This window comes from Cellulomonas sp. URHB0016 (assembly GCF_054057935.1).
On record NZ_JBSRZU010000001.1, the window covers coordinates 743,513 to 757,473 of the forward strand.

Below are 13,961 nucleotides of genomic sequence, written 5' to 3' on the forward strand. Positions count from 1 at the left end.
AGCGCGACCGTGTGGCGGCGCGGTCGGGCCCGTTCAGGGCAGGTCGAAGGGAAGGGTGAGCCCGTCCAGGGCTGCGCGGCAGCTGCAGCTGTCGTCGACCGGCAGTGCGTCCACGAGCTGCGCGAGAAGCACCCGCAGCTGGTCGACGCTCCGCGCGAACTGCGCCAGGACCGCCTGGTGCGAGACCGCCCCGGCTGCCTCGACACCGGCGTCCGCATCGGTCACCACGGCGAGGCAGGTGTAGCAGAGGGCCAGCTCGCGGGCCAGGGCGGCCTCCGGCATGCCGGTCATCCCGACGACGTCACCGCCGGCCGCCGCGTTCCGTCGGGACTCGGCCCGCGTGGAGAACCGCGGGCCCTGGATCACGACCATCGTGCCGCCGTCGACGACAGGCAAGGCGGGTCGTGGGAGTCCGACGACGGAGTCGCGACCTTGCGGGCAGTACGGGTCGGCGAGCCCGACGTGCACCACGGCGCCCACCTCGTCGTAGAACGTCGACGGGCGGCCCCAGGTGCCGTCGATCACCTGGTCCGGGACCACCAGCGTGCCCGGCGCGAGGTCGGGACGCAGCGCACCGACCGCCGACGGGGCGAGGACGCGGCGGACCCCCAGCGCGCGCAACGCCCACAAGTTGGCGCGGTAGTTGACCCGGTGCGGAGGGAGACGATGGTCCACACCGTGCCGCGGCACGAACACGACCTGCCGCGCCCCCAGGCGACCGACGAGCGGCGGGTCGCTGGGCTGCCCGAACGGCGTGTCGACACGGACCTCCTCGGTGTCCTCGAGAAGCCGGTAGAGGCCTGAACCACCGATGACGCCGATCGGGGACGCGCTGGTGACCATGGCACCGACCGTAACGGCCGTGACTCGTCAGCCGGCCGGCGACCCAGATCCGTCAGCCTCTCGTCATGCGCGCGGGCCGGGACGTCGGGGAATGCTGGGGAGCGTGCACATCCTCGTGACCGGTGGAGCCGGTTTCATCGGTCGACCGACGGTCGCCGGCCTGGTCGTCGCGGGACACGACGTGACCGTGCTCGACTCGCTGCGGTCGGACGGGCCGCGGCGGCGGGACCCCGAGATGCTCGCCGGTGCGCGGCTGGTGGTGGGTGACGTCCGGGACGAGCGCGCGGTCGCGACGGTCGTCAGCGGGGTGGACGCCGTCGTCCACCTCGCGGCGAAGGTGGGCCTCGGGGTCGACCTGGACGACATCGCCGACTACGCGTCGGCGAACGACCTGGGCACGGCGGTGGTGCTGCGCGCGGCGTACCGCGCCGGGGTCGGGCACATCGTGTACGCGAGCTCGATGGTGGTCTACGGCGAAGGGGCCTACGACTGCGCGGAGCACGGCCGGGTCGCGCCCGGACCGCGTCGCAGGTCGGACCTGGACGCCGGCGTGTTCGACCCGCGCTGCCCGGCGTGCGACCGGGTCCTGGCGCCGACGGTGGTGACCGAGGACGCCCCGCTCGACCCCCGCAACGTGTACGCCGCGACGAAGGTGCACGGCGAGCACCTGCTCCGGGCGTGGGCGAGGGAGACGTCGGGCGGCGCGTTCGCCCTGCGGTTCCACAACGTCTACGGACCGGGGATGCCGACGGACACGCCGTACGCCGGCGTGGCCTCGCTGTTCCGGTCCGAGCTCGCAGCCGGCCGAGCACCCCGGGTCTTCGAGGACGGCCGTCAGCGACGCGACTTCGTGCACGTGCACGACGTCGCCGCCGCCGTCGTGCGAGCCGCGGCGACGCAGGGGACACCGGGAGAGGTCGTCCCGCTGAACATCGGCTCCGGCACGGTGACCACCGTGGGCGGGCTCGCGTCGGCGCTCGCCGACGCGGTGCACGGCCCCGCCCCGCGGACCACCGGGGAGTACCGGATCGGTGACGTCCGGCATGTCACCGCGTCGTCGGACCGCGCCGCGCAGGTGCTCGACTGGTCGGCGCAGGTGGGGCTCGAGGCCGGTCTGGCGAACTGCTGATCCGCGTCGTTCAGTCCTGGAGCACGGGGTCGGTCCCGTCGCCCGCGACCGGGAGCAGCACCTCGAACAGGCAACCCGCGTCGGTCGGCTCCACACCGACACGGCCGCCGTGAGCAGCGACGACCGTCCCGACGATCGCCAGGCCCAACCCTCCCGACCCGATCTCCCGCTGCTGGTCGCGGTGCGCACCGCCGCCTTGGAAACCCTCGTCGAACACGTGGGCGCGCTCGTGCTCCGGGATCCCGCCGCACGTGTCCTCGACGGCGACCCGGACCTGGCCGTCGGACCGGTAGCCGGCGACGCGCACCGTTCCTCCGCGGCCGCTGCTGCGCATCGCGTTGCCGACCAGGTTGTCGAGCACCCGGGCCAGCTCGTCGGGGACGCCGACGACGTCGAGCCCGCGCTCCACGTCCGCCAGGAGACGGACGTCCTGTGCGGCTGCTGCGGGCGCCCAGTGCGCGAGCACGCCGTTCAGGACCGCGCTGAGCTCGACGGTCTGCGCCGGACGGGTCGGTGCCGGTCCCTCGGGCCGGGACAGCTCGGTGAGGTCGTCGATCATGCGACCGAGACGGTCGACCGCTGCGCCGATGCCCACGTAGGCCGCGTCGGCGTCCGTGACCACCCCGTCCTTGAGGCCGTCGACCGTGGCACCGATACCCGCCAGCGGCGAGCGCAGGTCGTGGCTCAGGAAAGCGACGACCTGTCGGCGTGCGGACTCCAGTGCGCGCTCGCGCTCCCGGGACTCCTCGAGCCTGAGGCGGGTCCGAGCGAGCTCGGCGGCGAGCTCCGCGAGCTCGGCGGTCACCGGGGTCGGCGTGGACGCGCCTGGGCCGCCGGTCAGGTCCCGCGCCTGCGCGCCGAGCGCACGGACGTCCGCCAGGACCAGCCGCCCCAGCACCACGGCCAGCACGACCGCGGGCACCGAGGAGAGCCCGAGGACCAGCCGAGCGACTGCCGCGTCGTGCTCCGAGAGGAACATCGCCCCGACGTTCACCCAGATCGCGAGCGCGACGACCGCCACCGGGACCAGGGCCGTGACGACCATCGCCGCGACGAGCGACACGCGCCGTGCCCGGGTGACGACGAGCGCACCGAGCATCCCGACGGTCGCCGCGCACAGCGCGGTCATCCCGGCGATGAACCACAGGTCCCGGCTCATCCGGCCACCCGGGCCAGCGCGGTCGTCAGCTCGGCGGCGGTACCGAGCCGGTAGCCGGTGCCCCGCACGGTCGTCAGCAGCACCGGCGCCCCCGGGTCGGGCTCGAACTTGCGGCGCAGACGGCGGACGTGCACGACGACCGTCGAGTCGTCACCGAAGTCCCAGCCCCACACCCGGCGCAGCAGCTCGCGGGTGCCGAACGTCGACCCCGCGTGCTGTGCGAGGAACAGCAACAGGTCGAACTCGCGCGGCGTGAGGACCTGCGCCTCGCCGTCGAGCGTCGCCGAACGCACCGCGGGATCCAGCGTCAGCGGTCCGACCGTGACGGGCCGCAAGCCGTCACCGGGTCGGATGTCGCCTCGTCGCAGGAGAGCGTGCAGGCGGAGCACCAGCTCGCGCGGGCTGAACGGTTTGGTCAGGTAGTCGTCGGCGCCCAGCTCGAGACCGACGATCCGGTCGTCGACCGTGTCCAGTCCCGAGAGCAGGACCACCGGGGTCCGGTCCGCGTCCGACCGCATCCTGCGCAGCAGGTCGAGGCCCGAGGCACCGGGGAGCCGGACGTCCAGCACGACGGCGTCCGGTCTGGTCTCCCGCCAGAGGCGTTCGCCCTCGCTCGCGTCCCCGGCGACGCTCGCCTGCACGCCGTCCGCCTCCAGGTAGGCCGCGACGCTACGCGTCACGAGATCCTCGTCGTCGACCACCAGCACCCTGGGCATGGACGTCACGCTAGCCCGCGGCTCGGCACGCAGCGGCCCCCGCACCGGCCGGAGACCGCCCTCTGCCGGATCCGTCATCGAACGGTCATCGCGGCCGACCGTCGCTGCAGCGGAGCCGCGACCTAGCGTGGAGAGGTGACTGCTGGTGACGTGAGGGTGGACCTCGTCCTGCCGTGCCTCGACGAGGCCCCGGCACTCGCGTGGCTGCTGCCCCGGGTCCCCCCGCACGTGCGGGCCATCGTCGTCGACAACGGCTCGAGCGACGGCTCCGCCGAGGTGGCGCGCGCGCACGGCGCGCTCGTCGTCCGGGAGGACCGTCGGGGGTTCGGCGCCGCCTGCCATGCCGGCCTGCTCGCGGCGACGGCCGACGTCGTCGCGTTCATGGACGCCGACGGCAGCCTCGACCCGTGGCAGCTGGGACGCGTGCTCGAGCCGGTGCGCACGGGCTCCGCGGACCTCGTGCTGGGCCGACGGACGCCGACCTCACGAGCCGCCTGGCCGTGGCACCTGCGCGTCGCGAACCGTGTCCTGGTGCGGCGGCTCGGCCAGCGCACGGGCCTGCGCATGCACGACCTGGGTCCGATGCGAGCGGCACGTCGGACCGCGCTGCTCGACCTCGACCTGCGCGACCGGCGATCCGGCTACCCCCTGGAGATGGTCGTGCGCGCGGCCGACCGTCGGTGGAGGGTCGCCGAGGCCGACGTGGACTACGCGCCGCGGACCGGCCGGTCGAAGGTGACGGGCACGCCGCTGGGTCTGGTCCGCACGGTCCGTGACATGTCAGCGGTCCTCAGCTCGTGACCGCGCCGCTCGAGCCGGCCCGGTGCGTGGTGCTGGTGGCGAAGGAGCCGGTCGCGGGACTGGTCAAGACCCGGCTGCACAGCGAGTTCAGCCCGGACGAGGCTGCCACGCTGGCCCGCGCCGCCCTCGTCGACACGTTCGCCGCGATGTCCTCGACACGGGCCGGACACCGCGTCGTCGCCCTCGACGGTGCGCCCGGCCCATGGGTCCCACCGGGCTTCGACGTGGTGGCTCAGCCGCCCGGCGGGCTCGCGGTCAGGTTGGCCGCCGCCTTCCGCGACGTCCTTGCTCGGCCCGACCGCTCCCCCGCGCTCCTGGTCGGCATGGACACCCCGCAGCTCGGCGAGCACCTGGCGGCCGCGGACTTCGACGGCGCGGACGCCCTGCTGGGTCTCACCGATGACGGCGGCTTCTGGGCGATCGGGCTCCGGACGGCTGACGACCGCGTGTTCGACGGCATCCCGATGTCGACCGCCCGCACCGGCGAGACCCAGCTCCGCCGGCTGCACGACCTCGGCCTGCGCGTGAGGCTCCTGCCCCGGCTGCGCGACGTGGACGAGCCGGCCGACGCGCGCGCCGTCGCGCTCGCCGACCCCACGACGAGGTTCGCGGGCACCTGGCGGCACCTGGTCGGGCTCCGGTCGGTGTCGTGATGCGCCCGCACCCGTTGACCGTGTACGAGGCCGCCCTCGACGGTGAGCCGGTCGTCGCGCTCGGGTCGGCCGGCGTCGTCTCTCTGGCCGTCTCCCGGTGGCGGGCGGAGCCCGACGCCATCGACGACGTCATGCTCGCGCGCTGCGAGGCGCCCGTCCTCGACGTCGGCTGCGGGCCGGGCAGGCTCGTCGGTGCACTGAACGCGCGGGGCATGCCCGCCCTGGGTATCGACGTGTCCGCACGGGCCGTCCAGCAGGCCCGCGACCGCGGCGCGATGGCGCTCCTGCGCGCGGTCGAGCACGAGGTGCCGGCCGAGGGACGATGGGGAACCGTGCTGCTGGCCGACGGGAACATCGGCATCGGCGGCGACCCCGCGGCACTGCTGGACCGCTGCCACCTGCTCGTCGGCCCGCACGGCCTCGTGCTCGTGGAGACGGATGCCGACCACGACGCCGACGACAGCGCCCCGCTCACGCTGCGTCACGCAGACGGACGCACCAGCCGGCCGATGCCGTGGGCCCGCGTGGGCGCCCGCACGCTCGCCCGGCTCGCCCCGCGGTGCGGGTTCGTGGTGCTGGAGCAGTGGAACCTGCGCGGTCGCACGGTCGTGGCCCTGCGCGCGCGGTGACCCCGCGGTCAGGCGGTGTCCGCCCGCGGCAGGAGTCCCGGGTCCGCGGCGCCGGGCGCCCTGGGGCGGTGACGGACAGACCCGACGGCGGCGCCGACCAGCACCGCAAGGACCAGGACGCTCGTCGCCACGACGAGCGACGTCGTCGGCGGGACAGGCACCACCGACGGGTCGCGTCGCATGCCCGAGGCCACGACGATCACCACGGCGAACACCGCCAGGACGGCCGCGCCGAGCGCCCCCGCCCGCAAGGCCGGGCGCCAGGGTGGCGGAACGCGTCCCAGCACCGCCGCACCGAGGAGCACCGCCGCCGGCGCCAGCACCGCGTCGTGCACCGCCACCCCTCCGGCGAGCCAGAGCAGGACGGACGGCCACTGGCCCTGCGGTACCGAGGTGAGCCCGACGACCACGCCGGTGCCGACCATCGCCGTCCCGAGACCGAGCAGGACCAGCCGGCCGGTGCCCCATCGCTCGTTCATGCCTCCACCACCTCGAGCCGGTCCAGCCACTTGGTCTGCAGGACACCAGGACGGTTCGGCGCGACCAACCGGGCCGGGTACCCGTGGTCCACGTCCAGCGCCTCGCTGCCGAGCTGCAGCGCGACGACGCTCTCGGGGTGCCGGACGTACGCGGCGGGCAGCACCGACTGCCGGTAGGAGCCGACCTCCTGCAGGCTGACGAACCTCACGTCGACGTCGTCGCGTTCGCTGACGAGGTCCACGAGATCGGCGACCCGGACGCCACGCCACGTCGCGGTCGTGCTCCAGCCCTCCACGCAGGCGATGGGCAGCACGACCGCGACCTGCGGAAGCTCCTCGAGCTCCGCGCGCGACAGCTGCACCGTGCCGCCCGGGCCCCGGACGGTCAGCCGCCACGCGGGATCGGTCGCGCGGTCCAGCACGCCCGCGCTGCTCGCGGTCCTGTTCACCGGCAGGCCCTGCACCCCCACCCCCGACCGCCGCGGCGAGAGGATCGCCGCCCCCGACAGCGGGCTCACCGTCTGGCCGACCGTGAGCGCCGTGACGCCGAGGACGGTGACCGCGACACCGGCGAGGAAGCCACGCCGCGTCGTGCTGTCGTCGTCGGGCTCCGCGGGACCGGCCACCGGGTCCCGCAGCGCGTCGACGATCGTGGGGAGCTTCACGGCGACGTGCACGACCACGGACCCGACGAGCACCCAGGCGACCGCGAGGTGGACCTTCACGAAGGAGAACGACCACGGGTACCACTGGAAGATGTTCAGCAGCCCGGTGGCGAGCTGGAAGATCGCCGTGGCGACGAGGACCGCCACGGACCCGCGCTCGAGGGCGTGCAGCGGGCCGCGCAGCCGCGGACGCTGGAAGAGGGCCGGGTAGGCGGCGTACATCTTGGCCAGCAGCAGCGGGATCGCCGCGAGGCCCGCGGCGACGTGGACGCCCTGGCTCAGCCGGTAGCCCCAGACCGGCGCGGGCGGGAGCGGGAGCCAGGCCGCAGGGTGCTGGTGGAGGTGGGACAGCAGACCCGTGACGAACGCCGTGACGATGGCCGCGGCCAGCAGGACACCGACCCGGGCCACCACGCGTGGGTCGTGCACCGGTGAACCGAAGTCCGCCTGCTCCGGCGGTCGTCTGCGCAGGTTGCTCAGCCGTGTGCGGGCCATGCTCTCGACCCTAGGTCGGCAGCGCAGGGCACGACCGGGACCGTCGATGACGGCTACCTGACGATCAGCGTCACCACGGCGAGACCAGCACGATCTGCAGCCCGACCGTCACGGCCGCCTGCGCGACGAGCCACGCCCGCCTGCCTGCGAGGGTGGCCGCCACGGGCAGCACCCAGCACGCCAGCGGCAGCCAGATGCGCTCCACCTCGCCGCGCTCCACGCCTGAGACCGCCCCGACGAGCGCCGCGCCCAGTGCCACGAGGACCAGGAACCGCACGGCACGCGGGAGGGCACGGGCACCCACCACGCCGCCGACGCCGGCCGGCCCGACGAGGACACCGAGCAGCACGAGGTCGGCGACGAGAAAGTAGAGGTAGGGCCGGTCCGCCGCGCGGCCCAAGGACGACGCGATGTGCGTGGCGGCGATCCCGTCCGGCAGCCAGAACCCGGCCGCGGCCCAGACTCCGGCACTCCCCACCACCACCGCGCCGGCGACGACCGTGGGCGCCCAGCGGCGCGTCACGACGCCGACGACCAGCGCCAGCGCTCCCATCGGCAGCAGCCCGTAGGACAGGAACGGGCAGGCGCCCAGCACCAGGCCGGCCGCCAGCGCCCACGGCCACGATCGTCGGCGCCGGGTCGAGGCGACCGCCAGCAGGGCCACCCCCCAGGCCAGGACACCGGCGAAGAACCCGTCCGCCGACGTCGCCCCCCAGATCGCCGCCGGCGCGAGCACGGCGGCCGGCAGCGCCCGCCTGGCCGTGATCTCACCCTCTGGGCCGTCCAGCACGCGCAGGGTCAGCCCGACGGCCACCACCGTGCTCGATCCCACCGCGACGAACAGCGCCGCCGCCCAGGTCGCGCCGCCGAGCCCGATCCCGTCGAGGCCGGCGAGCAGGAGCGGCATGCCCGGCGGGTGTCCCCGGACGTGCACGGGGTACGAGAGGGCGTGGTCGGTGAACGTCCGCAGGAAGGCGCCCGGAGCCTGGGTGACACGGGGCACCACGGCCAGGTAGTCGTTCTCGTTGGTCAGCGGTGCCGTGAGCGCTGCGGGCCCGTCCGTCGCCGCCAGGGTCACCGCGAAGGTCGCCGTCGCCGCCCAGCCGACGAGCAGCACGGGCACCCACGCGCCCGAGAGCACGAACCTCGGGCCGACGCCCACGACGGCCGCCGCGACGAGCACGGCCGCCAGGGTGGCGACCGACACCCGCCCGTGCAGGTACCCGACGAACGGCGGAGCGCTCCCGTACGTGAGCACCGCACCACGGTCGGCCAGCGAGCGCCCGACCAGCCAGAGACCCGCGACGCTCACGATCCAGACGGCCACCGCGACCCCGGCCCGGTGGTTCGCCGCCGGTGCCGTGCGTTCGCGTTCGCCGGCGGCCGGCGGGCGTCGTCCCACGGCCTCACACTCGCACGACGGCCACGGCGCGGACCATGACGGGAGCATGACGACCACCTCAGGAGGTCGCCACGCCGGCCCCGGACCTCCCTGGCCCGGCACTCAGGACGGCTCCTGGCCTCCCGTGGCAGCGGTGGCGACGTCGGGTCGGCGACCTACGCCGCCGGGTCGTCCTGCACGTGCGTCTCGCCCGCCGGCTGGACCTTCCGGCGTCGCGGGACCACGTGCATGACGGCGACGATCACGGCGCCCACCACGAGGCCGACGAGCGCCGAGCCGAGGGTGTCCACGAGCCACGCCAGCAGACCACCGACGCCCGGGACGCCGTGCACGGCCTCCTCCAGGTGGTGCAGCGCCTCGGACGGGACGTGCCAGCCGAGCTTGTCCACGCCGGAGAGCAGGATGTGCCCGCCGACCCAGAGCATCGCGACGATGCCCACCGACGACAGCACCGACAGGATCCTGGGCATGGCGAGCACGAGCAGGCGTCCGGTGCCGGCGACGGCCTTGTTGCTGCGACCGGCGAGGTGCAGGCCGATGTCGTCGAGCTTCACGATGAGGCCGACGACCCCGTAGACGAGCGCCGTGATCGCCAGCGCGACGACCGCCAGGATGATCGCGCGGGACACGAACGGCTCGTCGGCGACCTCGTTGAGCGCGATGACCATGATCTCGGCCGACAGGATGAAGTCGGTGCGGATCGCGCTGCCGACCATCGCCTTCTCCGTGTCGGGGCCCTGCGCCGCGACGGGGGTGGTCGTGTGCTCCTCGGCATGTCCGCTGACGAGCTCCCAGATCTTCTCCGCGCCCTCGTACGAGAGATAGGCGCCGCCGACCATGAGGATCGGCGTGAGCAGCCACGGGACGAACTGGCTGAGCACCAGCGCGGCGGGAAGGATGAACAGCAGCTTGTTGCGCAGCGAGCCGACGGCGATCCGCCGGATGATCGGCAGCTCACGGTCCGGCGTGAAACCCGTGACGTAGCGGGGAGTCACGGCCGTGTCGTCGATCACGACGCCTGCGGCCTTGGCGCTCGCCCGGCCGGCGGCCGCGCTGACGTCGTCGACCGATGCCGCCGCGACCTTCGCCAGTGCGGCGATGTCGTCCAGAAGTGCGGCCAGACCGCCTGCCATCAGCTCTCCCTCGTCCGGGCGCGCGTCGCGCTCGGGTGATCCTGGCACAGCCCGGACGCGGCGCGGACCCGCGCCCGGGCGCACGAGGACCGGTGGCCAGGCCCTGGAGGATCCGGCTGCGCGGACGGTGGGACAGGGCTCGTCCTCGCGCTGGCCGGCGAGGGCGCTCCGGTCGGTCGGCAGACCGGCGGCGCCGTGGCGTCCTACCTCGAGACGGACGGCGTCGAGGCGCAGCACGAGCGGATGCTCCGGCACGGGTGCGCTTCCGGGAGGCGCCAGGGCGGGAGCTGTACGGCACGGTCACCGTCTTCGAGGACCTGACGGCGGCGCGTGGGACCTGATCGAGCCGCCGTCCCGATGACGGGACCCGGTCCCAGGCATCACCGACCGGCGGCGCGCCTGTGCCGCCGACAGGCCGGTACCGCTACTCGGGCTTGTACTTGAACGAGAGCTGGATCCGGGTCCGGTACACCAGTGCGCCGTCCTCGCCGACGACGACGTCCTGCTTCGTGACCTCCGCGACGCGCAGGTCGTGCAGCGATCCGGACGCGGTGGCGATCGCCTCGGCAGCGGCCTCCTCCCACGACGAGTCGCTGGTCCCGATCACGTCGATCACTCGGTACACGCTCATGCTGACCTCTCATCGCTGGATGCCGACCGCCCCATCGTCGTCGCGGTCGACCGAACCAGCGAGCCGAGCGCGGCGGACGACCCGGCCGCACCTCAGGGCAGCTCGCGGGCACCGGGCCCGCCTCTGCTCCGCGAGACGCTCGTGTTGACTCGTGTCACCTATGCCCCTACGGTGACACGGGCGAAAGCGACCTGATCAGCGATCTCGCCCCGAACCGACACAGCGTCGCACCGCGCTCACCGACGAGCGCCGACCGAGTGCTCTCCCCCGGAGCGCCCTCCACGCGCCGCGCCGACGACCTCCGCACCTCGCAGCAGCTGTGGCGCGCCCGCGCCCACGGCTTCCGGTGCGCCCGTCGACCGCCGCCGTCTCATGCAGCCCACCCCGCGAAAGTGGTGCACCTCCATGACGTACGTCCGCCCTCCCGCACACCGCCGCAGGCTCCTCCCCCGAGCCGCCCTCGTCACGGCCGCCCTCGTGGCAGCCGTGCTCGCGGGGACCGGGGACGCCTCGGCGACCGCGCCGTCCACACCCACCGGATGGACCCAGCAGTTCCTCGACGACTTCGACGGTGCCGCGAACACCGGCGTGAACACCGCCGACTGGCAGTACGCGACCGGAACCGGCTACCCGGGCGGTGCCTGGAACTGGGGCACCGGAGAGATCGAGACGATGACCAGCAGCACCCGGAACGTCTACCAGGACGGTGCGGGCAACCTGGTCATCAAGCCGGTCCGCGACAGCTCCGGGCAGTGGACCAGCGGCCGCATCGAGACCCAGCGGACCGACCTCGCCGCACCGGCAGGCGGCAGGCTCCGTCTCGAGGCACGACTGCAGCAGCCGGACGTGAGCGGCGCCGCAGCGGCCGGCTACTGGCCGGCGTTCTGGGCCCTCGGCAACGCCGCACGAGGCACGGGTGCGACGGGCTGGCCGTCGATCGGCGAGATCGACGTGATGGAGGACATCAACGGGCGCAGCTCGGTCTTCTCGGCGCTGCACTGCGGCTCCAACCCTGGCGGCCCGTGCAACGAGACGACCGGCGTCGGCAGCGGCGAGCACGCCTGCGCCGGGTGCCAGAGCGGCTTCCACACGTACGCGGTGGAGCAGGACCGCAGCGTCTCGCCCGAGCAGCTGCGGTTCTACCTGGACGGCAGCAACTTCTTCACCATCAACGCCGACCAGGTGGACGCGACGACCTGGGACAACGCCACGCACCACGGGTTCTTCATGATCCTCAACGTCGCGATCGGTGGCGGGTTCCCCGCGGCGTTCGGCGGCGGCCCGACGAGCGCTACCCAGTCGGGGGCGCCGATGGTCGTCGACTACGTCGCGGCATACACCGCGGGCGGCAGCGGCGGTGCCGGTGGCGGTGGCGGTGGCAGCACCGGTGGTGACGGTACTGGCGACGGCGCCGGTGGCAGCACCGGTGGCGGTGGCACGGCCGCCGCGGGCTCGATCACCAACCCGAACGGCATGTGCCTCGACAACGAGGGCGCGAGCGCGGCCGACGGCAACCGGATCCAGATCTGGGGCTGCAACGGCACGGTCGCCCAGAGGTGGACCTTCGTGGAGGCCGGCTCGACCCTGCACGCCCAGGGCAAGTGCCTCGCCGTCGTCGGGGCCGGCACCGCCAACGGCGCCAGGGTGCAGCTGGACGGCTGCAACCGCACCGGCGCCCAGGTCTGGATCCCGCAGAACGGTGGTTACTACAACCCGGCGTCCGACCGCTGCCTGGACGACCCGGGCGCGTCGGCCACCGCCGGCACGCCGGTGCAGATCTGGGACTGCAACGGCTCTCAGGGCCAGAAGTGGACGCTGCACGGCTGACGTCCGACCCGGTGCCGGGGAGGTGACCCCTCCTCCCCGGCACCACCGCTGCGCGGACCTCGTCGGCCCGCGCGGCCCGCAGGCAACACGTAGAGGAGCAGGTCGATGAGAAGCAGGTCGATGAGGAGCAGGTCATGAGAAGCAGGTCGATGACGAGCACGTTGTCCGGAGCGCTGGTGGCGGCAGTCGTCGCAATGTCGGCGGCGGTCGCGGTCGCCCCGGCGGCAGAGGCGGCCGGCCCGGACCGGCTGCCGTTCACCATCACGAACTCGAGCGGCCGCAGCGAGGCGGTCTATGTGTACGTGCTCGGCACGGATTTGAGCACCGGGGGCCTCGGGTACGTGGACGCCGGTGGCACGTTCACCGCCTGGCCGGCGGGCGGCAACCCTCCGACGGCGGCACCGGACGTCGCGATCGCGGGGCCGTCGAACGGCAGCAGCACGACGATCTCCCTGCCGCGCGGCATCTCCGGCCGGGTCTACTTCTCGCTCGGCGAGAAGCTCGCGTTCTTCCTCACGCCGGGCGGGCTCGTGCAGCCGGCGCCGTGGTCCCCGGACGACCCGAACAAGGACGTGCTGTTCGACTGGAGCGAGCTCACCTACAACGACTCCGGGCTGTGGCTGAACAGCTCGCAGGTCGACATGCTCGCGGTGCCGCACGCGGTCACCGTCACCGGGGCGTCGGGCACGAAGACGTCGGGCGAGCTCGTCGCGAACGGGCGCGACCGCGCCATCGACGCCATCGCCGCGCAGCCGGGCTGGGCGGACACGGTGGTGCGGCGGACCGACGGCACGGTGCTGCGGGTGCTCGCGCCGGGCAAGGCGGCAGGTGCCGGCCTGCTGAGCACCACGTACCTCGATCCGTACATCGCCTCGGCCTGGAGCGCCTACGCGACCAGGCCGCTGACGGTGGTGCCGTTCGCCGACCGGCCGGGCACGAGGTACTTCGGGCGGACGACGGGCACCGTGATGACGTTCACCGACGCCTCCGGCGGGCAGGTCGCCTCGTTCGAACGGCCGACCAGCGCGGACGTGTGGGGCTGCGACGGAGCGTTGCTCGCACCGAACGACCTCGTGGTCGGGCCCATCGCCCGGACGCTGTGCGCCGCCCTCAACCGCGGCACCCTGGGCACGGTCGACACCGAGCCGAGCACGGACGCGTCGGCGTTCTACGCGAGCAGCCCTGCCAACCAGTACGGCCGGCTCGTCCACGAGAGCATGGCCGACGGCAAGGCGTACGCGTTCGCGTTCGACGACGTCGGCAACTTCGAGTCGCTCGTGAACGAGGGCTCGCCGTCGGCCGCGGGGCTCGTGATCCAGCCGTTCACGGGTGGTGCCGACGCCGGTGGGACCCGGGCTGCCACGGGGGCGCCCTCGCGCAGCTGACCGGCGCCGAAGGC

General features: G+C 74.0%; 14 protein-coding genes. 6 read left to right on the forward strand and 8 right to left on the reverse strand.

Features of this window, described 5'->3' with window-relative positions:
• Positions 1-33 precede the first annotated feature (33 nt).
• Complete coding sequence (locus ACVW07_RS03590; RefSeq protein WP_456817908.1) at positions 34-843, reverse strand: S-methyl-5'-thioadenosine phosphorylase; 810 nt, start codon at positions 841-843, stop codon at positions 34-36.
• Positions 844-946: 103 nt separating this feature from the next.
• Here ACVW07_RS03590 and ACVW07_RS03595 point away from each other — a divergent pair, with 103 nt between their 5' ends.
• The gene (locus ACVW07_RS03595; RefSeq protein WP_456817909.1) at positions 947-1,972 is read left to right on the forward strand and encodes an NAD-dependent epimerase/dehydratase family protein; all 1,026 of its coding nucleotides are present in this window, start codon (positions 947-949) and stop codon (positions 1,970-1,972) included.
• A 10-nt stretch (positions 1,973-1,982) separates the two neighbouring features.
• Here ACVW07_RS03595 and ACVW07_RS03600 read toward each other — a convergent pair whose 3' ends face one another.
• Complete coding sequence (locus ACVW07_RS03600) at positions 1,983-3,131, reverse strand: sensor histidine kinase (protein WP_456817910.1); 1,149 nt, start codon at positions 3,129-3,131, stop codon at positions 1,983-1,985.
• Complete coding sequence (locus ACVW07_RS03605) at positions 3,128-3,847, reverse strand: response regulator transcription factor (RefSeq protein ID WP_456817911.1); 720 nt, start codon at positions 3,845-3,847, stop codon at positions 3,128-3,130. The genes ACVW07_RS03600 and ACVW07_RS03605 overlap by 4 nt, the downstream gene beginning before the upstream one ends.
• Positions 3,848-3,982: 135 nt before the next feature.
• Here ACVW07_RS03605 and ACVW07_RS03610 point away from each other — a divergent pair, with 135 nt between their 5' ends.
• Genes ACVW07_RS03610 through ACVW07_RS03620 form a run of 3 tightly spaced genes read left to right on the forward strand, consistent with a single transcriptional unit; the run spans position 3,983 to position 5,930 of the window.
• Positions 3,983-4,648 (forward strand): glycosyltransferase family 2 protein, encoded by a 666-nt coding sequence (locus tag ACVW07_RS03610; RefSeq protein WP_456817912.1) that lies wholly within the window; start codon positions 3,983-3,985, stop codon positions 4,646-4,648.
• Positions 4,645-5,301: a TIGR04282 family arsenosugar biosynthesis glycosyltransferase gene (locus ACVW07_RS03615; protein ID WP_456817913.1), complete on the forward strand. Its 657-nt coding sequence runs from the start codon at positions 4,645-4,647 to the stop codon at positions 5,299-5,301. The genes ACVW07_RS03610 and ACVW07_RS03615 overlap by 4 nt, the downstream gene beginning before the upstream one ends.
• On the forward strand, positions 5,301-5,930 hold the full coding sequence (locus tag ACVW07_RS03620; protein WP_456817914.1) for a class I SAM-dependent methyltransferase: 630 nt from the start codon (positions 5,301-5,303) through the stop codon (positions 5,928-5,930). The genes ACVW07_RS03615 and ACVW07_RS03620 overlap by 1 nt, the downstream gene beginning before the upstream one ends.
• A gap of 8 nt (positions 5,931-5,938) precedes the next feature.
• Here the strand turns inward: ACVW07_RS03620 and ACVW07_RS03625 are convergent, their stop codons facing one another.
• The 5 genes from ACVW07_RS03625 to ACVW07_RS03645 all read right to left on the reverse strand — a co-directional run bounded on the left by ACVW07_RS03625 (position 5,939) and on the right by ACVW07_RS03645 (position 10,735).
• Positions 5,939-6,409: a hypothetical protein gene (locus tag ACVW07_RS03625; RefSeq protein WP_456817915.1), complete on the reverse strand. Its 471-nt coding sequence runs from the start codon at positions 6,407-6,409 to the stop codon at positions 5,939-5,941.
• On the reverse strand, positions 6,406-7,569 hold the full coding sequence (locus ACVW07_RS03630; protein WP_456817916.1) for a molybdopterin-dependent oxidoreductase: 1,164 nt from the start codon (positions 7,567-7,569) through the stop codon (positions 6,406-6,408). Before ACVW07_RS03630 ends, ACVW07_RS03625 begins: the two co-directional genes overlap by 4 nt.
• 70 nt (positions 7,570-7,639) lie before the next feature.
• The gene (locus tag ACVW07_RS03635) at positions 7,640-8,971 is read right to left on the reverse strand and encodes a hypothetical protein (RefSeq protein ID WP_456817917.1); all 1,332 of its coding nucleotides are present in this window, start codon (positions 8,969-8,971) and stop codon (positions 7,640-7,642) included.
• Between the two features lie 155 nt (positions 8,972-9,126).
• Positions 9,127-10,104 (reverse strand): DUF808 domain-containing protein, encoded by a 978-nt coding sequence (locus ACVW07_RS03640; protein ID WP_456817918.1) that lies wholly within the window; start codon positions 10,102-10,104, stop codon positions 9,127-9,129.
• Between the two features lie 424 nt (positions 10,105-10,528).
• Positions 10,529-10,735 carry a dodecin domain-containing protein gene (locus tag ACVW07_RS03645; RefSeq protein ID WP_456817919.1) on the reverse strand — a complete coding sequence of 69 codons (207 nt, stop codon included), beginning with the start codon at positions 10,733-10,735 and terminating at the stop codon, positions 10,529-10,531.
• A 405-nt stretch (positions 10,736-11,140) separates the two neighbouring features.
• Here ACVW07_RS03645 and ACVW07_RS03650 point away from each other — a divergent pair, with 405 nt between their 5' ends.
• Both ACVW07_RS03650 and ACVW07_RS03655 read left to right on the forward strand, forming a co-directional pair.
• Complete coding sequence (locus ACVW07_RS03650) at positions 11,141-12,562, forward strand: ricin-type beta-trefoil lectin domain protein (RefSeq protein ID WP_456817920.1); 1,422 nt, start codon at positions 11,141-11,143, stop codon at positions 12,560-12,562.
• Between the two features lie 134 nt (positions 12,563-12,696).
• Positions 12,697-13,947 carry a beta-1,3-glucanase family protein gene (locus ACVW07_RS03655; RefSeq protein ID WP_456817921.1) on the forward strand — a complete coding sequence of 417 codons (1,251 nt, stop codon included), beginning with the start codon at positions 12,697-12,699 and terminating at the stop codon, positions 13,945-13,947.
• Positions 13,948-13,961: the final 14 nt, after the last annotated feature.

What these genes read in the sequence shown, in the direction of transcription:
- ACVW07_RS03590 (WP_456817908.1), bottom strand. Translation starts at nt 843, where the DNA reads ATGGTCACCAGCGCGTCCCCGATCGGCGTCATCGGTGGTTCAGGCCTC.
- ACVW07_RS03600 (WP_456817910.1), bottom strand. Translation starts at nt 3,131, where the DNA reads ATGAGCCGGGACCTGTGGTTCATCGCCGGGATGACCGCGCTGTGCGCG.
- ACVW07_RS03605 (WP_456817911.1), bottom strand. Translation starts at nt 3,847, where the DNA reads ATGCCCAGGGTGCTGGTGGTCGACGACGAGGATCTCGTGACGCGTAGC.
- ACVW07_RS03620 (WP_456817914.1), top strand. Translation starts at nt 5,301, where the DNA reads ATGCGCCCGCACCCGTTGACCGTGTACGAGGCCGCCCTCGACGGTGAG.
- ACVW07_RS03625 (WP_456817915.1), bottom strand. Translation starts at nt 6,409, where the DNA reads ATGAACGAGCGATGGGGCACCGGCCGGCTGGTCCTGCTCGGTCTCGGG.
- ACVW07_RS03630 (WP_456817916.1), bottom strand. Translation starts at nt 7,569, where the DNA reads ATGGCCCGCACACGGCTGAGCAACCTGCGCAGACGACCGCCGGAGCAG.
- ACVW07_RS03640 (WP_456817918.1), bottom strand. Translation starts at nt 10,104, where the DNA reads ATGGCAGGCGGTCTGGCCGCACTTCTGGACGACATCGCCGCACTGGCG.
- ACVW07_RS03645 (WP_456817919.1), bottom strand. Translation starts at nt 10,735, where the DNA reads ATGAGCGTGTACCGAGTGATCGACGTGATCGGGACCAGCGACTCGTCG.
- ACVW07_RS03650 (WP_456817920.1), top strand. Translation starts at nt 11,141, where the DNA reads ATGACGTACGTCCGCCCTCCCGCACACCGCCGCAGGCTCCTCCCCCGA.
- ACVW07_RS03655 (WP_456817921.1), top strand. Translation starts at nt 12,697, where the DNA reads ATGAGAAGCAGGTCGATGACGAGCACGTTGTCCGGAGCGCTGGTGGCG.